A 17,854-nucleotide genomic window follows, 5' to 3' on the forward strand; every position below is an offset into this window, starting at 1 on the left:
ATGTGCAAACTATTTCGCCGCAGCAGGATATGACCCCGATTAAAACGGACGGGCTCTAGCACCGGCTCAAGCGAGCTGGCTCAGCAGTCCGACAATGAGCCTTTGCGAATTGCAACCCTTCTGGCGCGCAGGTATGTGTTGACGCCTTGGCCAATCCGCACCGCAAAGGCGGGAAAGCGGGCTGAGAGCACTCCCGGCCGGTGGCGTCGGGTGAGTCGAGTAGTGGCAAGGCCCGTGCGCTAATCAGAATACGTCCAGCGAGCTGAGCAATGAGACTATGCCGACGACTACAGTGACGATCTGAGCCATCTGCTTCATCGTCGAATCAATCGGAAGTTTTTGCACGAGGTACAGCACCAAGGCGATGACAAGGACCGTGGTCAGGATGCTGATTATGATGGACATGCCCCAGGTCCCCTTGTTGAAGGAACCGCCTTCCGGCAGTTAAGGTGTAAATATGGCTGAGTTCTATAAAGTGAAGGCGGCGCGCACGCGACACAGAACGCTAGCGCCCGTCCCATCGGCGCGCCCGATGGCGGTCTCGACAAGCGAGCGTTTGCCGTAACCGTTGGAGGCCTGCCATTTCATCCGGGCGTCTCTGCTGAGGGCGATATGCTGTCCCTTCTGCCGGGAGGTCGACCGTAGATTGCTTCTGACCGCGTTGGCGCGTGGCGGAATGATTATGGGGGTAGCAGCGCTGTGATTGATGACGTGTCGTAGGTTGGCTTTCCGTCATAGGCACCGTCGGCAGTAAACTGTCCGATCGGACCGCCCATCTGATCGAGGGTGGTTCAACTTGAGAGTCATCGCAAGTGTCCTGAACCGTCAGGGTATCGGCAATGATCTCACCGCTGTCGGCATCCCGTGCCAGATACAGCTTGCGCCATCTGCGACAGGATCTGGCGCCATCCGGAGGACGGTGCTGTCGACAAGAAAATGCAGGGTCCGTCCTGCGTCGTAGGGTGGCCGGCAAGCCTCTTGTCTAATCCAAACCAATAAACGATCCGTGCACGAACGCCTGCCTAATATGCTCTCAGCTTTGGGTGGAGCCTTTTCCTGCTTCGGCTTTCCACCTCCACGCCTCGATTGGGGTTCCAAGCAATGCGTAGTCCAAGGTTTTCCCACGAATTCACATCAAAAAATTCTTAGATAAACAAAATATAAAGGTATGGAGCGAGATATAATATCTTCTATTTCTGTTAACTCACGACGGCATTGGTCGGAATTATTGACTTATATTTTTTCATTGTATAAATAATATTTCTTGGCACTCCTATCAATCGAGTGCCAATCGTGCTATATAAGGATTGCAGTCGCCCTAAGCGCCGACCGCAGAAAGAATCTCTATGAAATTCCGTCCACTCCATGGCCGTGTCGTCACCCGGCGCGCGGAAGGCGATCGCAAATCCAAGGGCGGGATCTTCAGTTCCGACATTGCCAAGGAAAAGCCGCAGGAAGGCGACGTGATCGCCGTTGGTCCGGGCACGGGAAATGAAGGCGGCAAGCTGATTCCGCTCGACGTTAGGGCCGGCCTGTTCGGCAAATGGTCCGGCACCGATGTCAAGGTCGACGACGAGGAACTGATCATGAACGAGGCCGACATCGCGGGCAGCGTCGAAAAGACCGTCGCGGCCAATAAAGCTGCCTGACGGTCGATTTCCGACCCCGCATCTCGAAACCGAACTGGACGAACATAATGTCTCCTAAGGAAATTAAATTCTCCACTGATGCGCGCGATCGCATGCTGCGCGGTGTCGAGTTGCTCAACAACGCCGTCAAGGTGACGCTGGGTCCCAAGGGCCGCAATGTCGTCATCGACAAGGCCTATGGCGCGCCGCGCATCACCAAGGACGGCGTCGCCGTTGCCAAGGAAATCGAGTTGGCCGACAAGTTCGAGAACATGGGCGCGCAGATGGTGCGCGAGGTGGCCTCCAGGACCAACGACCTCGCCGGTGACGGCACCACGACGGCGACCGTGCTCGCTGCCTCCATCCTGCGCGAAGGCGCCAAGCTCGTCGCCGCCGGCATGAACCCGATGGATCTCAAGCGTGGCATCGACCTCGGTGTCGCTGCTGTCGTCAAGGAAATCCAGGCGCGCGCCACGGAGGTCAAGTCCTCGGGCGAGATTGCCCAAGTCGGCACCATCGCCGCCAACGGCGACGCGACAGTCGGCGAGATGATCGCCAAGGCGATGGACAAGGTCGGCAATGAAGGCGCCATCACCGTCGAGGAAGCCAAGACGGCCGAGACCGAACTCGACGTTGTCGAGGGCATGCAATTCGACCGCGGCTATCTCTCGCCGTATTTCGTCACCAATGCCGAGAAGATGCGCGTGGAACTGGAGGACCCCTACATCCTCATCCACGAAAAGAAGCTTGGCAATTTGCAAGCGATGCTGCCGATACTCGAGGCGGTCGTGCAGAGCGGCAAACCGTTGCTGATCCTCTCCGAGGATGTCGAGGGCGAGGTTCTGGCGACGCTGGTCGTAAACAAGTTGCGCGGTGGCCTGAAGGTCGCGGCCGTCAAGGCGCCGGGCTTCGGCGACCGCCGCAGGGCCATACTGGAAGACATTGCCGTCCTCACGGCCGGCCAGCTGATCTCCGAAGATCTCGGCATCAACCTCGAGAACGTCACGCTCGACATGCTCGGCCACGCCAAGCGCGTGCTGATCGAGAAGGACACCACCACGATCATCGACGGCTCCGGCGATAAAGCGACCATCCAGGCGCGCATCCAGCAGATCAAGGCACAGATCGAGGAGACGACCTCCGACTATGACAAGGAAAAACTGCAGGAGCGCTTGGCGAAACTCGCCGGCGGAGTCGCGGTCATCCGCGTCGGCGGCGCGACCGAAATCGAGGTCAAGGAAAAGAAGGATCGCATCGACGATGCGCTGAACGCCACGCGCGCCGCGGCTGAGGAAGGCATTGTTCCTGGCGGTGGTGTTGCCCTGTTGCGCGCCAGGTCGGTCCTGGTCGGACTGACCGGAGCGAATGCGGACGTCACGGCGGGCATCTCGATCGTGCTCAGGGCGCTTGAAACCCCGATCCGGCAGATCGCCGAGAACGCCGGTGTCGAAGGCTCGATCGTCGTGGGAAAACTCACCGACAGCAGGGATTACAACCAGGGCTTTGACGCGCAGACGGAGAGCTATGTCGATATGATCAAAGCCGGCATCGTCGACCCGGCGAAGGTCGTGCGGACCGCTTTGCAGGACGCCGGCTCAATCGCGGCACTTCTGATCACTGCCGAAGCGATGATCGCCGACATTCCCTCAAGAGAATCTGCACGGCCGGCCGGTAACGGCGGCATGGGCGGCATGGGATACTGAGAACAGTGCCTGACCGGCGTTGGTGCACGGATGACCTTGTTTGAAAGGGATTTGAGGCCCACATATAAGAAACTCGTTGATTTGGTTGCACTAGCCAATTTGGCTTCGCGGCGTCAGAGGACCCGCCATTCACCACGAACTTTGATGCAGCCGATCGGACGCGCAGTGTCGCTTCGTTCGAACCTGGCACGGACACTCGAGCGCTGAACACGGATCGTTTCGGTTGGGCAGAGGATGCGAGGCCGCCTCGTGTGCTTCTGCGCGGAGCGCCGTCATGACCAGTCGCACTACGCAGACGCCTCCCATGTGCCGGGCAACGTCTCGTGCCTTCATCCATATGCCCGCGGGCCATCCAAGATCCACGCAATACATGATGCCGACCAATCCGGCTGATCTCGAAGCCGCACTCCAAAAAAGGACTACAAGCAATTATGACCACTACAAACACTCTGCAACGCAATGGCCGTCCGGTCCGCCGCGACGCCGCCCCACATCTCTTTACCGTCGGTCAAGCTGTTCGGCTGAAGCGCGGATATCGTGGATCGGCTTTGCCGGCGGACATCTATCACATCACCGGCACGCTCCCGCCGAGCGGCGGTTCGCCGCAATACCGCATTCGAAACGACGACGCACGTCATGAGCGGGTGACGACGCAGGACGGGCTCGAACCGGTGCGCATATCGTCCGCCGATGAAGGCGCCACTCTCATCGCAAAGACGTTCGGCAACCAGATCAAGCCGGGTGCGAACGGCAGCGCCTCGCTCGACAGGGCAAGAACTGACGGTTACGACCTTCTGCCCAATGGCCGATGAAGATCGTGATTGCGTTCTACCGTATTCGGGATGCGGACGACGCGCATGCGATCGTCGGCCCGCGGAAGCTGCCGATCTCGACGAGGCGATAGAGATTGCCCTGGAGCTTTTGAGGACGCTCGACATGCCGCAGCGTCCGGACGGCGTGACCATCACCGACGGTGATGGGAGCACGATCCATTCAAGCAGGCTCGACACCATCGAAAATCTTGATGAAAGGCCACCACCATGAACGCCCACCGCAATGAAATTGAAGCCCGGCGACATGCGCTTGCGATCAGCATCTGGGAAAATGAAGGTGGGACGTCAGCCCCCGAGCTAATGGAACATGGCCGCCACATTGAAATGGATCGCCCCTGGCGGATCTACCACGTGTCCATAGGTGCACCGGCGCGTGTCGACGATGACCTCCGCTATATAGAGCGACGGATAAAGCGGATCAGCTTATCGGCACCAGCGCGGCCCGCGTCGCGCGAAACAGAGGCTCGCTGAGGATGACGCTGTTATTTCCGAATGCGAGCCGCAGCCTCGATGAAAAGCGAAACGCCGTCCGTTTCATCGGCCATGACGGTATGTTCGAGGTGCGGTTCTTCGTCGAGGCCGAGGCACTGGTGATAGCGGATCCCGAATTGGGCACGTCGGAAATCTCGGAATCGAAGCTCCTTTCTGCTTTCGACGCGTTGCGCCTGTCCATCTACGATGTCGCACGCAAGGCCTATTCCGGTGGCCGCCGCGATTTCTACACACTGACCGCCGCCGATTTCCGTTAGGATGGATCCAGATGCTGATCCGCTACGGCTATGAGATCACGCTGAACTTCCAGCAACCGGCCGCGTTGATATGCCTGCTGTCGGTCCACGAGGATCGCGCGGCCGATATCCGGGTTCCTGAAACGACATTCACCGCCCCCGAAGTGCCGACGTCGACCTATCGCGATCTCTTCGGCAACCGATGCCGGCGGCTTGTCGCACCGGCGGGTGACCTGACGATATGGGGCGATGCCACAATCGAGGACGACGGCAAACCGGACAAAGTGCTGCCAGCCGCCCAGGAACTCCCAGTGCCGGAATTGCCGGACGATTGCCTCGCCTACCTCATGGGCAGCCGCTATTGCGAGACCGACCGTCTCAGCCAGAGCGCTTGGGACATGTTCGGCGCGGTAACACCCGGTTGGGGTCGTGTGCAAGCGATCTGCGATTTCGTCCACGAGCATATCCGCTTCGACTACATGCAGGCCCGGTCGACGCGGACGGCCTTCGAAGTCTTTCATGAGCGCGTTGGTGTCTGCCGCGACTTCGCGCATCTTGCGGTGACGCTTTGCCGCTGTCTCAACATTCCCGCACGCTATATCAACGGTCATCTCGGCGACATCGGCGTCCCGGTCGTCGACCCGATGGATTTCAGTGCCTGGATCGAAGTCTTCCTGGACGATGAATGGCACACGTTCGATCCGCGCAACAATACGCCGCGTGTGGGCCGGATCGTGGTTGCGCGCGGCCGTGACGCGGCCGATGTCCCCCTCATCAACTCGTTCGGGCCACACGTCCTGAAGTCGTTCCGGGTGTGGACTTATGAGGTGCCGGCCTTGCAATAGCCGCTGGGAACATTTGCCGATCAAAACGCAGGAGCGGTTCACGGCATGAATGACAGCCTCTCACGGCTTCCCAGGGAACCCGCAGATCGGCTCACCAAGCCGTTCATGCGGTTTCTCCGCATCGAGGCTACGGCGGGCATTGTCCTGTTGCTCAGCACACTCTTGGCGCTCAGCCTCGCAAACACAGCGTGGTCGTCGTCGTTTCTCGCCTTGTGGGAGATGCCTGCGGGCGTCAGAGTTGGCGACGTTGAGATCTCCCGTTCGCTGAAGCACTGGATCAACGACGGTCTGATGACGCTCTTTTTCTTCGTCATCGCCCTTGAGCTGAAGCGCGAGCTGGTGCTGGGGGAGTTACGCAACCCGCGTATGGCCGCACTACCTGTCGCCGCTGCTTTTGGCGGGATGGCGGTGCCGGCCGGTCTGTTCTCGCTGCTTGTCGGCGGCGGGCCGGGTGCGAGCGGCTGGACCACCGTGATGTCCACCGATACGGCCTTCGTCATCGGATGCCTTGCCCTGCTCGGTTCGCGCATACCAGGGAGCTTGCGGCTGTTCCTGCTCTCCCTTGCGATCTTCGACGACGTCGGCGCTATCCTTGTCGTGGCGATCGGCTATGGCGAAACCTTGAATTGGCTTGCACTCGGAACCGCCGGTCTCGGCCTTGTCGTCGTAGCTGGAATCGCGCGTCTGGGCATCCGCAGCATTCCCGTCTATTTCGCGATAGGTGCCGGCATTTGGCTGGCATTCGACGCATCGGGCGTTCACGCGACGCTTACCGGAGTGATTCTTGGGATAATGACGCCGGCGCGCAGTTGGATAAGCGACACCCGCCTCCATGCTATACTCGACCGCGTGAGCGCCTATCCGCCCGGCAACCATTGGAGCCGCGGCACGGCAGCACGTAGCGACCTCCACCGGGCAGGCGTCGCGACCCGCGAGGCACTGTCGCCGATCGAGCGTCTTGAGATTGCTCTCCATCCCTGGGTCGCATTCGTGATCATGCCGTTTTTTGCCCTCTCTAACGCGGGCGTCCCGATAGCCGACGCAAACTTCGACACTCCCCTTACGATCGCAATTGTCGCCGCCTTCGTGGTCGGCAAGCCCGTTGGCATTGTGCTCTTCAGTTTGCTGGCCGTGAAACTGCGCTTCGGGACTCGTCCAGACGAGCTACCCTGGAGTCTGTTGGCAGCCGGAAGCCTGCTGACCGGGATCGGCTTCACCATGGCTCTGTTCATTGCCGAGCTTGCCTTCCAGCCGGAGCTTCTGAACTCCGTCAAGTTCGGCGTTCTCGGCGCTTCCGTCATCTCGGCAGCACTCGGTTTTGTGGCGCTGACCTGGCTGACGTCTCCTGGAAGACGACAGTAAATTGATTAAGTTGAGAACCAAATCGTAAGCGACAAGTTGAGGCCGTTCAGGCGGCGTAGTTCCACGGCATGAGTGCGTCGATTTGGCTGCTCGGCCAGCCGTTGGCGATGCGCTCGAGGGTCTGGGTGAGCCAGGCGACCGGATCGACGTTGTTCATTTTTGCTGTCTGCAGCAGTGTCGCGATGGTTGCCCAGCTTCTTCCGCCGCCGTCGCTGCCGGCGAAGAGTGAGTTCTTTCTCGTGATCGCCTGTGGCCTGATGGCGCGCTCGACGATGTTGGAGTCGAGCTCGATGCGGCCGTCGGTCAGGAAGTGCTCGAACATGCTGCGGCGCGAGATGGCGTAACGGATCGCCTCGGCCAGCTTCGATTTGCCGGAGATCCGCGGCAGGGTCTGCTGCCAGAGAGCGAAGAGCTCGGCGACCACCGCCGCAGAGGCCTGCTGGCGCGCCGCGACACGGGCCTCAGGGCTTTGCCCGCGCACGGTTTCTTCGATCTGCCATAGCGTGGCCATCCGTTCGACCGTCGCCGTGGCGACCTTCGAGCTTTCCGCAGCATGCAGCTCGTAGAACTTCCGCCGACTATGTGACCAGCAGCCAGCCAATGTGACGCCGTCATTGCCGCCATCGGAGCGGACCAGCTTGTTGTAGGCGGCATAACCATCCACCTGCAGAATGCCGCGATAGCTGTTCAGATGCCGGGCGACGCATTCGCCGGCTCGGCTATCTTCGAAGCGATAGGCTACCATCGGCGGCCCACTGCCTCCGAATGGTCGATCATCCCTGGCATACGCCCAAAGCCAGGCAGTTTTTGTCGATCCGGAGCCGGGAGCGAGCGTCGGCAAGGTGGTTTCGTCGGCGAATATCCGCTCCCCCTTCTTGATCTCATCAAAGAGGTAGTCGGCGAGGATCTCCAGCTCGAACCCGAGCTTGCCCATCCATTGCGCCATCAGCTTGCGGTCGAGCTCGACCTTGTCGCGGGCGTAGATCGCCTCCTGCCGGTAGAGCGGCAGGCCATCGGCATATTTGGAGACGGCGACCTGCGCCAGAAGTGCTTCCGTCGGAATGCCGGCCTCGATGATGTGTGCCGGCGCCGCCGCCTGGATGACGCCGTCCTCGTTTTTGAAGGCATACTTCGGGCGGCGGGTGACGATGACGCGGAACTTCGCCGGCACCACATCCAGCCGCTCCGAGACGTCCTCGCCGATCAGCACCTTTTGCTTGCCGGCATGCTCCGGCAGCTCCTCCGGCTCTATCACCACTTCGACCCGCTCCAAGTGGGGTGCGAAGCCCTTGCGTGGCCGCGGCGGACGTTTGCCTTCTGGGCGCTCGCGGCCCTTGTTGACCTGTGCCCTGATCGCGGCGATGCCGGTCTCGATTTCCTCGAAGACAAAGGCCTGCTGCTCGTCGTCGGTGGTTGGGGAGCCGAGCTTTTCCGATCGCCGGCCGAAGCGGGCGCGATCGAAGGCTTTCAGGATCTGCGTCAGTCGTTCGATGCGCTCATCGGCATCGGCATTGCGCGCCTTGAGATCAGCGACCTCGTTCTGCAGCGCATCGGCCCGCGCCGCCTTTTCGGCCATGGCAAGCACCATGGCTTTCAGCGCTTCAACGTCGTCTGGGAGGTTGAGATCGGGCGGCGTCATCGGTTCGACCAGAGCACATTTTGCTCCGGTTTTCCTGTCCTTTCAGGCCGCTGATTCACTTCGCCGCAGGGCTTTTACCCAACAATCTCCGGCGGCTTGACCGGCACGGCGCGAACCCGCTTCCAATCCATGCCATCGATCAGCGCCAGAAGCTGGGCATGGTTGAGCTGAACCCGGTTATGACCGATCCGCGGCCAGCAGAACTGCGCTTTTTCCAGCCGCTTGGCATAAAGGCAGACGCCGGAGCCGTCCCACCAGACGATCTTCACTCGATCCGCTCGTTTGGCCCGGAAGACGTATAGCGCACCGTTGAACGGATCACTGCCGGCGTCCCGCACCAGCGACAGCAAGCTGTCGGGACCCTTGCGGAAGTCGACCGGATGACTGGCCAGGAACACCTTCACGCCGGAGGGTATCATGCCGACCGCACCGCTCGGATCACCCGCCGCAAGTGCGCCTCACTGACGTCAGCGCGAGCACGCACGATCACATCGCCAATGACGATCTCGATCACCGCTTCGCCAGCAGACGCCGCGACTACCTCGCAACGCGCCGGTTCCGTGGGAACCTTCCGAGCGTCTAAGGCTGCACGACGCCAGCCAAAGAGCTGCGACGGGTGAATGCCGAGCCGATGCGCGATCGCCGAGACGCTCGCGCCTGGCTCCAATGCCTCCGCCACCGCCCGTGCCTTGAACTCATCCGACCAGCGCCGGCGAAGCTGCCGCGGCGCACCCTCAAGGCGGTCGGCAACAGCTTCGATCATATGGAAGGTTCTAGTTCCAGAACTAGGCGCAGACATAGAAGCTCACAGCAGCTCATCGTGTCCGCTACCGATATCCGACCGCTCACCCCTTCCGCCAGACGGGGTCTGCTTGCCGCTTACACAGCGACGGCGGCGGAAGAAGCTGGGCAACCATCGCGACACTGCTGCAGACGGCATTATGCCGCGCTCGGCATAAGGCGGTTTATGCCGACCGGCGAACTATGCCGATTAAGCAAGTTTTTGCCAACGTTTTCGGTAACATAGCGGTACCCCGATCGGCATAGCGTAGGGTCCCTCCGTCGCAATTGACGCGAAGGAGAGGATAGATGAACGCAAGTGACTATTTGAAGCGCAGCACACTGTATCGGAAGCTGATCCACGGGCGGTATGGGGAGTTTGCGCGCGTTTACGCTGGCAGATTGTCGAATGAAGGCTTGGGTCGACAATGCACCTGGCGATCGCTGAGCCTGTTTCGCGAGCTGATGGACTGGCATGTTGGCAGCGGACATGACCCCCAAGCTTTAAGCGAAGTTCATGTTGATCAGTTTCTTGGGCACCGCTTCAAACACTGGAGCCCCGACGCGGGCGACCGATCGGCACTCCGGCGCTTGCTTTCCGCACTACGGGAAGAAGGCCTAATACCAGCCGCCCTCCCGATTGAGCGCACAGAGCACGAGCAAATTATCGATGTGTTCGCAGCTTATCTCACGAATGAGAGAGGGCTCGCCACCTCGACGGTGGAAAGCCACAAGCTGCTGTCACACCGATTTCTGAGGGAGGTCTGTCCTGCTGGCGCAAATGGGTTTGCAGCGCTTACGCCGGAGATCGTCATCGGTTATGTCGAGCGACATGCGCTCAATGGCTCCGCCGACAGCGGCAAGGCGATGTGCGGCGTGGTGCGCGCCTTCCTACGCTACCTGCATCTGAAGGGCTTCATTTCGGCGGCCTTGGCCGATTGCGTGCCGTCCATCCGCCGCTGGCGGCTTGCGGGCCTGCCAACCTTCCTGCCGCCACAGAAAGTCCAGCAGGTTCTCGATGCCTGCGATCGAACGACTGCGATGGGTCATCGGGACTATGCGGTTCTGATGATCCTGGCCAAGCTCGGCTTGCGCGCCAGCGAGGTTGCCGTCCTCAGTCTTGACGATATCGACTGGCAGTCAGGCACGATCCTCGTACACGGCAAGGGGCGGCGACAAGCGATGATGCCGCTACGCCACGACGTTGGCACAGCTATCGTCACTTATATCCGACATGGGCGACCGGCTTCACCGTGTCGTCGGCTATTTCTGCGGACACTCGCTCCGCATGTCGGTTTTGCCTCCGGCTGCGCTATCACGATGATCGCGAAGCAAGCACTCGAACGGGCCGGCATTAATGGCTATGCGCATCACGGCGCACCTCTTCCGCCACAGCCTCGCGACCGATCTGTTGCGGTCGGGAGCCAGCTTCGCGGAGATCGGCCAATTGCTCCGCCACCGGAGCATCGACAGCACACGGATCTACGCCAAGCTCGATATCGAGAAGCTACGCGAACTGAGCCTGTCCTGGCCGGGAGGTGTCCAATGAGCCAGCTTCGCACCGCGCTCGAGCGCTACGTAGGCATGCGCCAAGGGCTGGAATACAAGTACCATGGCCCTGCGCGACGATTGTCACAATTCGTCACCTTCATGGAGGCTCGCGGCGCCGAGACCATCACGACTGAGTTGGCAATGGAGTGGGTGACGTTGATTGGCCGACAGCCGAGCTGGTCTATCCGCTTGGCTGATGTGCGCTGCTTTGCTCAGCACCTCGTTCATTTCGACCCTCTGACGGAAGTGCCACCGCGCGACGCCGTGCGGCCGGCGCGGCGGGCAAAGCCTTACATTTACAGCGATGCCGAGATTAAGGCGCTTCTGGCGGCGGCACTGTCGCTGCCGCCAGCCAACGCCCTTCGTCGCTGGACATATCACTGCCTGTTCGGGCTGATCGCAGTAGCCGGACTACGCCATTCCGAAGCGCTCGGCCTGCTCCGGGACGACGTCGATCTCGACCAGGGGATCCTCACCATTCGCGAGACGAAGTTCGGCAAGTCGCGACTGGTGCCGCTGCATGCCACGACAGCCACTGTGCTGTCGGACTATGCCGCCCGGCGCGACGCACACCTCGGTATGCCGCGCAGCCCCTATTTCTTCGTCGCCGAGCAGGGCGGCAGATTGCTGCATCAATACGTGCACCGCGTTTTCTGGCAGTTGTCTCGGCAGGTCGGGTTGCGGCTGGAGGGGCAGCGCGATGGCCCACGGATTCACGACCTGCGCCATCGCTTTGCCGTCCAGACCCTGATCAACTGGTATCGTGCTGGCGAGGATGTTGAGCGCGAGTTGCCGATTCTCTCGACCTTCCTCGGCCATGCCAATGTTCGCGACACCTATTGATACCTAACCGCCGCACCTGAGCTGATGACTCATGCTGCGCGACGACTGGATAAGCGCTGGGAGGTTCGATCATGAGACGCACGAATGATCTGGCCGTGCTGATCGAGCGATGGTTCACGGATCGGCTCATGAAGCATCGATGCGTCAGTTCCAACACTATCGCCTCCTATCGCGATACCTTCCGGCTCCTGTTTGCGTTCGCGAAGAGGCGCCTTGGCAAGTCTCCGTCGCAGTTGACATTGCGGGAGCTGGATGCGCCCTTCATCGGCGCATTCCTGGAGGATCTTGAGACGAGGAGATCCACCTCGGTAAGGACACGCAATCTCCGCCTTACCGCTATTCGGTCTTTCTTCCGATATGCGTTGTTCGAGGAGCCGGCGCATAGTGCCCATATTCAGCGGGTGCTCGCGATCCCGAGCAAGCGATGTGACAAGCGACAGCTTCAGTTTCTCACCAGGCCTGAGATTGAAGCGATTCTGGACTGTACGGATCGAAGCACATGGATGGGACGCCGCGATTACACTCTACTATTGCTGGCCGCCCAAACGGGGTTGCGGGTCTCGGAGATCATCGACCTTGACCGAGACATGCTCGGCCACGGTGCGCACGTGCAATGCGTTGGCAAGGGCCGCAAAGAGCGAAGCACGCCGCTCACCAAGGTTGCACAGCAAGCCCTTCGTTACTGGCTCAAGGAGCCCACCAAGCGAGGTGCAACGGCTCTCTTTCCAAATATGCACGGCGGCAAGCTCAGCGCCGACGGTGTGCAGGCGCTGCTGAACAAATATGTCGCCAAAGCGCGCGAGCACAGCGTCTCCCTTCGCTCGAAGCGGGTGTCACCCCATGTTTTGCGGCACAGCGCTGCCATGGAACTGCTTCAGGCGGGCGTGGATTGCTCGGTCATCGCCCTATGGCTGGGCCATGAGACGGTCGAAACCACGCTGACCTATCTTCACGCCCATCTTGAACTGAAGGAAACCGCACTTGCAAAGCTGAAGCCATATGAACGTGCAAAGGCCGAACGATTTCGACCGAACGACCGGCTTCTGGAATTCCTGAACGCCCTCTGAGCATGAGAACTATGCCGAGTGCCGACGACAGGTCTTCGACCAAAACGGCGAGAGAAGCACGTTTCAACCGCCACGGTGAAAGAGGCGCTCGGCATAGTTCGACAGTCGGCATAAACGGCAAAAATGAACAACGTCGATCCGGTCGCCTGGCTCACCCAGACCCTCGAGCGCATCGCCAACGGCTGGCCGAGCAGCGAAATCGACGCACTCATGCCGTGGAACTTCGCCGCCTGAACGGCCGCGGCTTGTCGCTTACTTATCGCCGACAGGAAGGGCCAAAGGACGAGAGCGCAACCAATCGCCAGCAGCACAAGCGCGCCGATGCCCAGAAGCTGCTCGATCAGTCTGCTTAGAGGAATCATGACACTCCTCCGGTTCCTTGCGAGATTCTACTCCATCGACAAGCAGGACACTCGTCGACATTCGCAACTACCTCGCTCATAGTCATGCACGGACATCAAGCGGGCTAAATCGCGTCGCAATCGCACAGCAGACGACTGCTTCGAAGCGGCGGCAACTGCCAGCCTGCTTGTTTTCAACTAATATACATCTAGTTGTTAGCCAATTATAGAAATTCTAATTAATCATTATATATCGTATATTGCTATTTGGTGCATATATCATCATTGCGGCGGCCTTGCTTGTCAGTCTTTTCAAGAGCGACGGGAAAGACGGCGATCGAGCTCAATATTGGTGAGGACGGCATTTCGATCGAGAGGAAATGGAACTCGATTCAAATGAAGAAAAGACATGTCCTTGGGAATGATACTCCTAATTATACTTATAATATTTCTCTTGGGCAGGTTTAGTGGACGACTCGAGGCTATGGCTACGGTTACGGGCACGGCGGCATTGGTGTCCTCGGCGTCGTGGCGATCGTTCTGCTCATTCTGGTCCTTACGGGCAGACTTTAGGCCGACGCCACGGTGAACCTGAAATCAGAATTGAAACGCGCTAAGCGCTAAACTGGCGGCCAAAACAACAGGATCAGAGGCACGGCCAGCAAGACTACAATGAACGAGAGTGGCAGCCCCAACTTCCAATAGTCGCCGAAGCGATAACCGCCGGGACCCAGTACCAAAGTGTTGCACTGGTGTCCAACAGGCGTAAGAAAATCGCAAGCCGCCCCCACCGCGACTGCCATCAGAAAGGCGTCCGGATTGTAGCCAAGGCGCTGAGCAAGGGTAACGGCGATCGGGGCAACTACGAGAACGGTGGCTGCATTGTTCAGAAACGGCGTCGCCGCCATTGCTGCCACCATGATCATTGCAAGGGCGCCGTAGGGGGGCAAGGCGGTAGAGAGCTGAGCGAGGCCGCCGGCGATGAGGTCGGCACCACCGGTCGTATGGATCGACTGGCTCACGGGAATGAGAGCCCCTAGCATTATCAGGATGGGCCAATCGACAGCCTCGTAAGCCTCCCGAAGCGAAAGTGAACCGAGCAGTACCGTCAGGACAGCAGCAGCAAAGAAGGCTGTGGCAACGGGCAGCAGGCCTAATGCCGTTAGTACCATGGCCCCTGCCAGGACCACCACCGGAATCAGGCCCTTTCGCGGATTCCCCAAGCGGATCTCACGCCCGGCCAACGGGAGAAGACCGAGTTCCATCAGCCTGGTCGGGAGAAGCACCAGATCGCCCTTCAAAACGAGAACGTCGCCAGGTCTTAAAGCGATGTCGCGCAAGCGCTCGGTGAAGCGCTTGCTGCTTCGGCTCACCGCGAGAAGATTGATATTGAAGCGATCATGTAGCGCCAAGCGTTTGGCGGTTTGCCCGATCAAGACTGATCTCGGGCCGATCACCACCTCAATTCCGGCAATCTCCTCGTCGACTCCTTTTGCTTCCGTGGGGCGGTCGTGCCCCTCCAGTTCCAGACGCGCGCGACTGATGCCTCGCTCCAGCGCTTGAGGGTCTCCTTCTAATAGAACGATATCGCCCTGACGAAGGACGACGTCCGGCCGTGGCATCAGGCGCTCGACCCGGTTGCGAACAAGGCCGGTGACAAGGACCTCCTCGTCCAACAAGGTCGACAAATGACTGATCGACTTGCCGAGAACCGTCGACTTCGCAGTAATGCGTGCCTCTGTCATGTAGTCCTTGATGCTAAGCGCCTTCTCCATTGTCGGGACCGCCTCGCGTCCCCTCGGAAGCAGTCGGTAGCCAAACGCCAGAAAGACTACGCCCGCTGCGGCAAGCCCCACGCCGACAGGAGTGAAATCGAACATGTTGAAAGGTCGGCCCGTCAGTTCCTCGCGCATCCGGGAAACGACAATATTCGGCGATGTCCCAATGAGGGTCATGAGCCCGCCAAGCAATGAACCGAACGCCATCGGCATGAGAAAGGACGAAGGGGAAGCTTTCGACCGGCGCGCCATCTGGAATGCGACTGGGATCATCATCGCCAGCGCGCCGATATTCTTGATGAACACGGAGAGAACCGAGACGGTCGTCACGAGAATAACAACCTGAGCCTGCACCGAGGTCACACTGGGCGCCACGCGATGGAGGAATGCCCCTATGACACCACTGCGCTCAATCGCGGCGCTTACGACAAGCGCGCTGGCTACAATGATGACAATGTCGTCCCCGAAGCCGGAGAACGCTGCCTTGTGCGGCACGATGCCGGTGAAAACTGCGGCAAGCAGCGCGAGAACTGCAATGAGGTCGTAGCGAAGCCGTCCCCATATGAAAGCGACCATCAGGCCGATCAGAATGGCGAAGGCGAAAGCCTGAGCTTGTGTCATGGATAAAGTCCAGACCAACTCTTCCAAATTGCCAGGCCCATTTTACTCGCATGAAGCGCTAATGTCGGGAAGACTTACCAGTTTCCGCTCAACGCGCTGCATCCCGAACGTCCGTCCAGGATGCTTTCCAGCTTCGTAGGGCGGACGCACGCATGATCAGACGACTACAGGATGCCTCCGAACAGGACCGAATAGACAATCACGGCAACCGCCAGAGTGAAGGCAAGCGATACGAACAAGCGCGTGAAATCGTAGGTATAGAAGCGGGCGGGAATGAGATTTTTCATAGCTGAATTCCTGAGTTTCGTTTGGTCGAGATGCCCGCTGCGCGGCGTCCGCTGCGCTTCAGGATAGTGAGCGACTGCAACTCGTGCTGACTTTGCCGAGGACGTCCTCTGGAACTTGGATATCGGCCATAATGCCTGCTACGAGTTCGTCGCGCTTTGCACGGTTGTCGTAGCCCTTAAATGTTGCGAGGTCGGTGCTGCTGGCAGTAGCCATTCGCCCTGCCGCCGTTGAACAGATGCCCGCAAGCGCATCCACTCTGGCCGTCTCTGCCGCCAGAGTGCTGGCAGTGGTGGTGGTAATCCATCCAGCATTGAAACCGATTATCGGCGCGGCGAAAAGTCCTACGACTAGGCCGATCGCGTAGGGTTTTGTCCGTTCAAGGACTTGATCGAATGTCATGATTTCATTCCCTTTAACCAGGTTGATTATCGGGATCGTTGCGGACCCGCGCTCGGACCAGGAGCCGATGGCAATCCAGATTTTCTACAGTGCGCCCTAAAAGAGCTAAAGTAAACAATAATTCAACTGTTCACCAGATAATACTTTTCAACTAGTGATAGCAGAAAATCTTAGGACGGCGATGAGAACATCAACGCTCCTACATTTAAAGAATACCGAACAAGTGTTTTTCGAAGAGACACTTTTTACTTAAAGAACACGGTAAAGCCACATTCACGGCCTACGAGAATTATGATGGTTTTGAAGCCAACTTGGCTTTTTGCTTCATCAGATGGCATGGACCAAACGCTCCGATCTGGATTCCGCTTTTCCAAGTGCAGGCCCGCTGTTGCGGGCCTGGTCCAATGAGGCTGTAGCGACAATAGCCGTCCGCGCTGCAATTGGCGCCAAGCGGCCCATCCTGGCTGAATCTCGCGCCCCACGTACGCCACAGAAAAGGAGGGCAGCATGTTTGCCCGGACGACACATCGAACGGTCCATTTCGATCAACCATTCTGGATGCCAGACCTCGATGAGATGGTGGCTCCTGGCGACTACCAAGTCGACGAGGACGAGGAGTTGATCGAAGGCATCTCCTGGCTCGCCTATCGCCGTGTGGCGACCTTTATCAAGCTGCCAGCCACGGCCGAGAACAATTACCGAATGCGTCTTGTAGCGATCGATCCCGAGGAACTTGAACGCCTCATTTTGCAGTCGATCGCCACGAAGACGCAATCTCGCCGTCACCTCAACCGTAAAGGCAACATTCAATGCGCCTTAATCGATTCCCGGTCGGTCTATCAGTGCGTCTTAAAGCGCGCAAATATTTCACCCCGTGCGGCAGAAACCTATCACATCACCGCCAAACTCCCTTTAAGGGACAACTCACCCCAGTATCGCATGCGCAATGATGAACTCGGCCAGGAGCGAGTGAGCAACGAAGATAATCTGGAGCCGATTGAACGGGGCCTAACGTCCGATCACTGAGGAGCATCCCACAGTCGTGGCGCAGGCGACCGCCGCAAGGAGGGCTGCAGATGAAAAGCAAACACGAAGAGCACGCGTTCGCGATCAGCGCATGGGAAGCCGAAGGGGGCGCGCCGAACAGATCCGGACAGCTCGATCAGTACGGCCGCCGTTTCGACGGAGACGGAACCTACACGATCTATCAGCTCGTCACGGGAGAGACTGCAGAGGTCGGCCCTTGGAAGATGGAAGGGCTCAGCCCCAAAAATGCAGTGCGGGCGCTGCGTATACTCAATACTCCCAAGCTGGCCGGCGATCGCCTCCACCTGTGAAGAAGCGCCCGTAGTGCTTTTTGACGGGAGGCGCCGCCGTACGACGCGTCCCTAGCATTACAGTTGCATATTTATTTATGATCTGAATCTATGGGTCTCCATGATTCGGAG

Annotated in this window: 17 protein-coding genes and 7 pseudogenes; 16 read left to right on the top strand and 8 right to left on the bottom strand. The window is 59.2% G+C overall.

The features are described from left to right. Positions 1-243: 243 nt before the first annotated feature. Together CO676_RS35565 and CO676_RS36575 are read right to left on the bottom strand one after the other, a co-directional pair. Positions 244-405, bottom strand: coding sequence for a Thivi_2564 family membrane protein (locus tag CO676_RS35565; RefSeq protein WP_097524118.1), 162 nt, complete (start codon positions 403-405; stop codon positions 244-246). A 120-nt stretch (positions 406-525) separates the two neighbouring features. Continuing rightward, positions 526-907, bottom strand: a pseudogene (locus CO676_RS36575) (transposase); the annotation flags it as partial. Between the two features lie 439 nt (positions 908-1,346). Here CO676_RS36575 and CO676_RS32610 point away from each other — a divergent pair. The 7 genes from CO676_RS32610 (at position 1,347) to nhaA (ending at position 7,099) form a co-directional block, all read left to right on the top strand. Continuing rightward, a complete protein-coding gene (locus tag CO676_RS32610; RefSeq protein ID WP_097524119.1) occupies positions 1,347-1,649 on the top strand; it encodes a co-chaperone GroES in 303 nt (100 codons plus the stop codon). A gap of 47 nt (positions 1,650-1,696) precedes the next feature. Next, complete coding sequence (gene groL, locus CO676_RS32615; protein WP_097524120.1) at positions 1,697-3,331, top strand: chaperonin GroEL; 1,635 nt, start codon at positions 1,697-1,699, stop codon at positions 3,329-3,331. A 431-nt stretch (positions 3,332-3,762) separates the two neighbouring features. Continuing rightward, the gene (locus CO676_RS32620) at positions 3,763-4,143 is read left to right on the top strand and encodes a hypothetical protein (RefSeq protein WP_097524121.1); all 381 of its coding nucleotides are present in this window, start codon (positions 3,763-3,765) and stop codon (positions 4,141-4,143) included. Continuing rightward, a complete protein-coding gene (locus tag CO676_RS32625; protein WP_348628087.1) occupies positions 4,133-4,375 on the top strand; it encodes a hypothetical protein in 243 nt (80 codons plus the stop codon). The genes CO676_RS32620 and CO676_RS32625 overlap by 11 nt, the downstream gene beginning before the upstream one ends. Before the next feature lie 262 nt (positions 4,376-4,637). Beyond that, positions 4,638-4,913, top strand: a complete 276-nt coding sequence (locus CO676_RS32635; protein ID WP_097524123.1) for a DUF1488 domain-containing protein — start codon at positions 4,638-4,640, stop codon at positions 4,911-4,913. Positions 4,914-4,924: 11 nt separating this feature from the next. Next, positions 4,925-5,737, top strand: coding sequence for a transglutaminase family protein (locus tag CO676_RS32640; RefSeq protein ID WP_097524124.1), 813 nt, complete (start codon positions 4,925-4,927; stop codon positions 5,735-5,737). A 45-nt stretch (positions 5,738-5,782) separates the two neighbouring features. Continuing rightward, positions 5,783-7,099 (top strand): Na+/H+ antiporter NhaA, encoded by a 1,317-nt coding sequence (gene nhaA, locus CO676_RS32645; RefSeq protein ID WP_097524125.1) that lies wholly within the window; start codon positions 5,783-5,785, stop codon positions 7,097-7,099. A gap of 46 nt (positions 7,100-7,145) precedes the next feature. Here nhaA and CO676_RS32650 read toward each other — a convergent pair whose 3' ends face one another. The 3 genes from CO676_RS32650 to CO676_RS32660 form a co-directional block, all read right to left on the bottom strand. Beyond that, entirely contained in the window at positions 7,146-8,738 is a 1,593-nt protein-coding gene (locus tag CO676_RS32650; protein ID WP_097524126.1) for an IS66 family transposase, read from the bottom strand. Positions 8,739-8,812: 74 nt separating this feature from the next. After that, positions 8,813-9,157 (bottom strand): IS66 family insertion sequence element accessory protein TnpB, encoded by a 345-nt coding sequence (gene tnpB / locus CO676_RS32655; RefSeq protein ID WP_046117074.1) that lies wholly within the window; start codon positions 9,155-9,157, stop codon positions 8,813-8,815. Continuing rightward, a complete protein-coding gene (locus CO676_RS32660) occupies positions 9,154-9,501 on the bottom strand; it encodes a transposase (protein WP_245424606.1) in 348 nt (115 codons plus the stop codon). Before CO676_RS32660 ends, tnpB begins: the two co-directional genes overlap by 4 nt. A gap of 1,058 nt (positions 9,502-10,559) precedes the next feature. On the opposite strand from CO676_RS32660, the pseudogene CO676_RS36915 reads away from it, so the two are divergent. From CO676_RS36915 to CO676_RS32685, 6 genes and pseudogenes are all read left to right on the top strand, one after another. Next, positions 10,560-10,817, top strand: a pseudogene (locus tag CO676_RS36915) (tyrosine-type recombinase/integrase); the annotation flags it as partial. A gap of 64 nt (positions 10,818-10,881) precedes the next feature. Then, the gene (locus CO676_RS36920; RefSeq protein ID WP_280952077.1) at positions 10,882-11,067 is read left to right on the top strand and encodes a tyrosine-type recombinase/integrase; all 186 of its coding nucleotides are present in this window, start codon (positions 10,882-10,884) and stop codon (positions 11,065-11,067) included. Then, positions 11,064-11,987 (top strand): annotated as a pseudogene (locus CO676_RS32670) (tyrosine-type recombinase/integrase). Before CO676_RS36920 ends, CO676_RS32670 begins: the two are co-directional and overlap by 4 nt. Then, on the top strand, positions 11,984-12,979 hold the full coding sequence (locus CO676_RS32675; protein WP_097524127.1) for a tyrosine-type recombinase/integrase: 996 nt from the start codon (positions 11,984-11,986) through the stop codon (positions 12,977-12,979). Before CO676_RS32670 ends, CO676_RS32675 begins: the two are co-directional and overlap by 4 nt. 114 nt (positions 12,980-13,093) lie before the next feature. Continuing rightward, positions 13,094-13,213: pseudogene (locus CO676_RS32680) on the top strand (transposase domain-containing protein); the annotation flags it as partial. A 516-nt stretch (positions 13,214-13,729) separates the two neighbouring features. Next, positions 13,730-13,893: pseudogene (locus tag CO676_RS32685) on the top strand (DUF3309 family protein). A 47-nt stretch (positions 13,894-13,940) separates the two neighbouring features. Here the strand turns inward: CO676_RS32685 and CO676_RS32690 are convergent. From CO676_RS32690 to CO676_RS32700, 3 genes are all read right to left on the bottom strand, one after another. Beyond that, positions 13,941-15,719, bottom strand: a complete 1,779-nt coding sequence (locus CO676_RS32690) for an SLC13 family permease (RefSeq protein WP_097524128.1) — start codon at positions 15,717-15,719, stop codon at positions 13,941-13,943. 164 nt (positions 15,720-15,883) lie between these two features. Further along, positions 15,884-16,006, bottom strand: a complete 123-nt coding sequence (locus tag CO676_RS36925) for a hypothetical protein (RefSeq protein ID WP_097524129.1) — start codon at positions 16,004-16,006, stop codon at positions 15,884-15,886. A gap of 58 nt (positions 16,007-16,064) precedes the next feature. After that, positions 16,065-16,406 (bottom strand): hypothetical protein, encoded by a 342-nt coding sequence (locus CO676_RS32700; protein ID WP_097524130.1) that lies wholly within the window; start codon positions 16,404-16,406, stop codon positions 16,065-16,067. A gap of 507 nt (positions 16,407-16,913) precedes the next feature. Here CO676_RS32700 and CO676_RS32705 point away from each other — a divergent pair. From CO676_RS32705 to CO676_RS32715, 3 genes and pseudogenes are all read left to right on the top strand, one after another. Continuing rightward, positions 16,914-17,203: pseudogene (locus tag CO676_RS32705) on the top strand (hypothetical protein). 12 nt (positions 17,204-17,215) lie between these two features. Next, a pseudogene (locus tag CO676_RS32710) lies at positions 17,216-17,432 on the top strand (hypothetical protein). Positions 17,433-17,482: 50 nt separating this feature from the next. Further along, a complete protein-coding gene (locus CO676_RS32715; protein ID WP_097524131.1) occupies positions 17,483-17,743 on the top strand; it encodes a hypothetical protein in 261 nt (86 codons plus the stop codon). The last annotated feature ends 111 nt before the right edge of the window (positions 17,744-17,854 follow it).

This window comes from Sinorhizobium sp. BJ1 (assembly GCF_002531555.1).
GTDB lineage: Bacteria > Pseudomonadota > Alphaproteobacteria > Rhizobiales > Rhizobiaceae > Sinorhizobium > Sinorhizobium fredii_B.

Excerpts from the sequence above, each read along its gene's own strand:
- CO676_RS35565 (WP_097524118.1), bottom strand. The coding sequence starts at position 405 with ATGTCCATCATAATCAGCATCCTGACCACGGTCCTTGTCATCGCCTTG.
- CO676_RS32610 (WP_097524119.1), top strand. The coding sequence starts at position 1,347 with ATGAAATTCCGTCCACTCCATGGCCGTGTCGTCACCCGGCGCGCGGAA.
- groL (WP_097524120.1), top strand. The coding sequence starts at position 1,697 with ATGTCTCCTAAGGAAATTAAATTCTCCACTGATGCGCGCGATCGCATG.
- CO676_RS32620 (WP_097524121.1), top strand. The coding sequence starts at position 3,763 with ATGACCACTACAAACACTCTGCAACGCAATGGCCGTCCGGTCCGCCGC.
- CO676_RS32625 (WP_348628087.1), top strand. The coding sequence starts at position 4,133 with ATGGCCGATGAAGATCGTGATTGCGTTCTACCGTATTCGGGATGCGGA.
- CO676_RS32635 (WP_097524123.1), top strand. The coding sequence starts at position 4,638 with ATGACGCTGTTATTTCCGAATGCGAGCCGCAGCCTCGATGAAAAGCGA.
- CO676_RS32640 (WP_097524124.1), top strand. The coding sequence starts at position 4,925 with ATGCTGATCCGCTACGGCTATGAGATCACGCTGAACTTCCAGCAACCG.
- nhaA (WP_097524125.1), top strand. The coding sequence starts at position 5,783 with ATGAATGACAGCCTCTCACGGCTTCCCAGGGAACCCGCAGATCGGCTC.
- CO676_RS32650 (WP_097524126.1), bottom strand. The coding sequence starts at position 8,738 with ATGACGCCGCCCGATCTCAACCTCCCAGACGACGTTGAAGCGCTGAAA.
- tnpB (WP_046117074.1), bottom strand. The coding sequence starts at position 9,157 with ATGATACCCTCCGGCGTGAAGGTGTTCCTGGCCAGTCATCCGGTCGAC.
- CO676_RS32660 (WP_245424606.1), bottom strand. The coding sequence starts at position 9,501 with ATGATCGAAGCTGTTGCCGACCGCCTTGAGGGTGCGCCGCGGCAGCTT.
- CO676_RS36920 (WP_280952077.1), top strand. The coding sequence starts at position 10,882 with ATGCGCATCACGGCGCACCTCTTCCGCCACAGCCTCGCGACCGATCTG.
- CO676_RS32675 (WP_097524127.1), top strand. The coding sequence starts at position 11,984 with ATGAGACGCACGAATGATCTGGCCGTGCTGATCGAGCGATGGTTCACG.
- CO676_RS32690 (WP_097524128.1), bottom strand. The coding sequence starts at position 15,719 with ATGACACAAGCTCAGGCTTTCGCCTTCGCCATTCTGATCGGCCTGATG.
- CO676_RS36925 (WP_097524129.1), bottom strand. The coding sequence starts at position 16,006 with ATGAAAAATCTCATTCCCGCCCGCTTCTATACCTACGATTTCACGCGC.
- CO676_RS32700 (WP_097524130.1), bottom strand. The coding sequence starts at position 16,406 with ATGACATTCGATCAAGTCCTTGAACGGACAAAACCCTACGCGATCGGC.
- CO676_RS32715 (WP_097524131.1), top strand. The coding sequence starts at position 17,483 with ATGAAAAGCAAACACGAAGAGCACGCGTTCGCGATCAGCGCATGGGAA.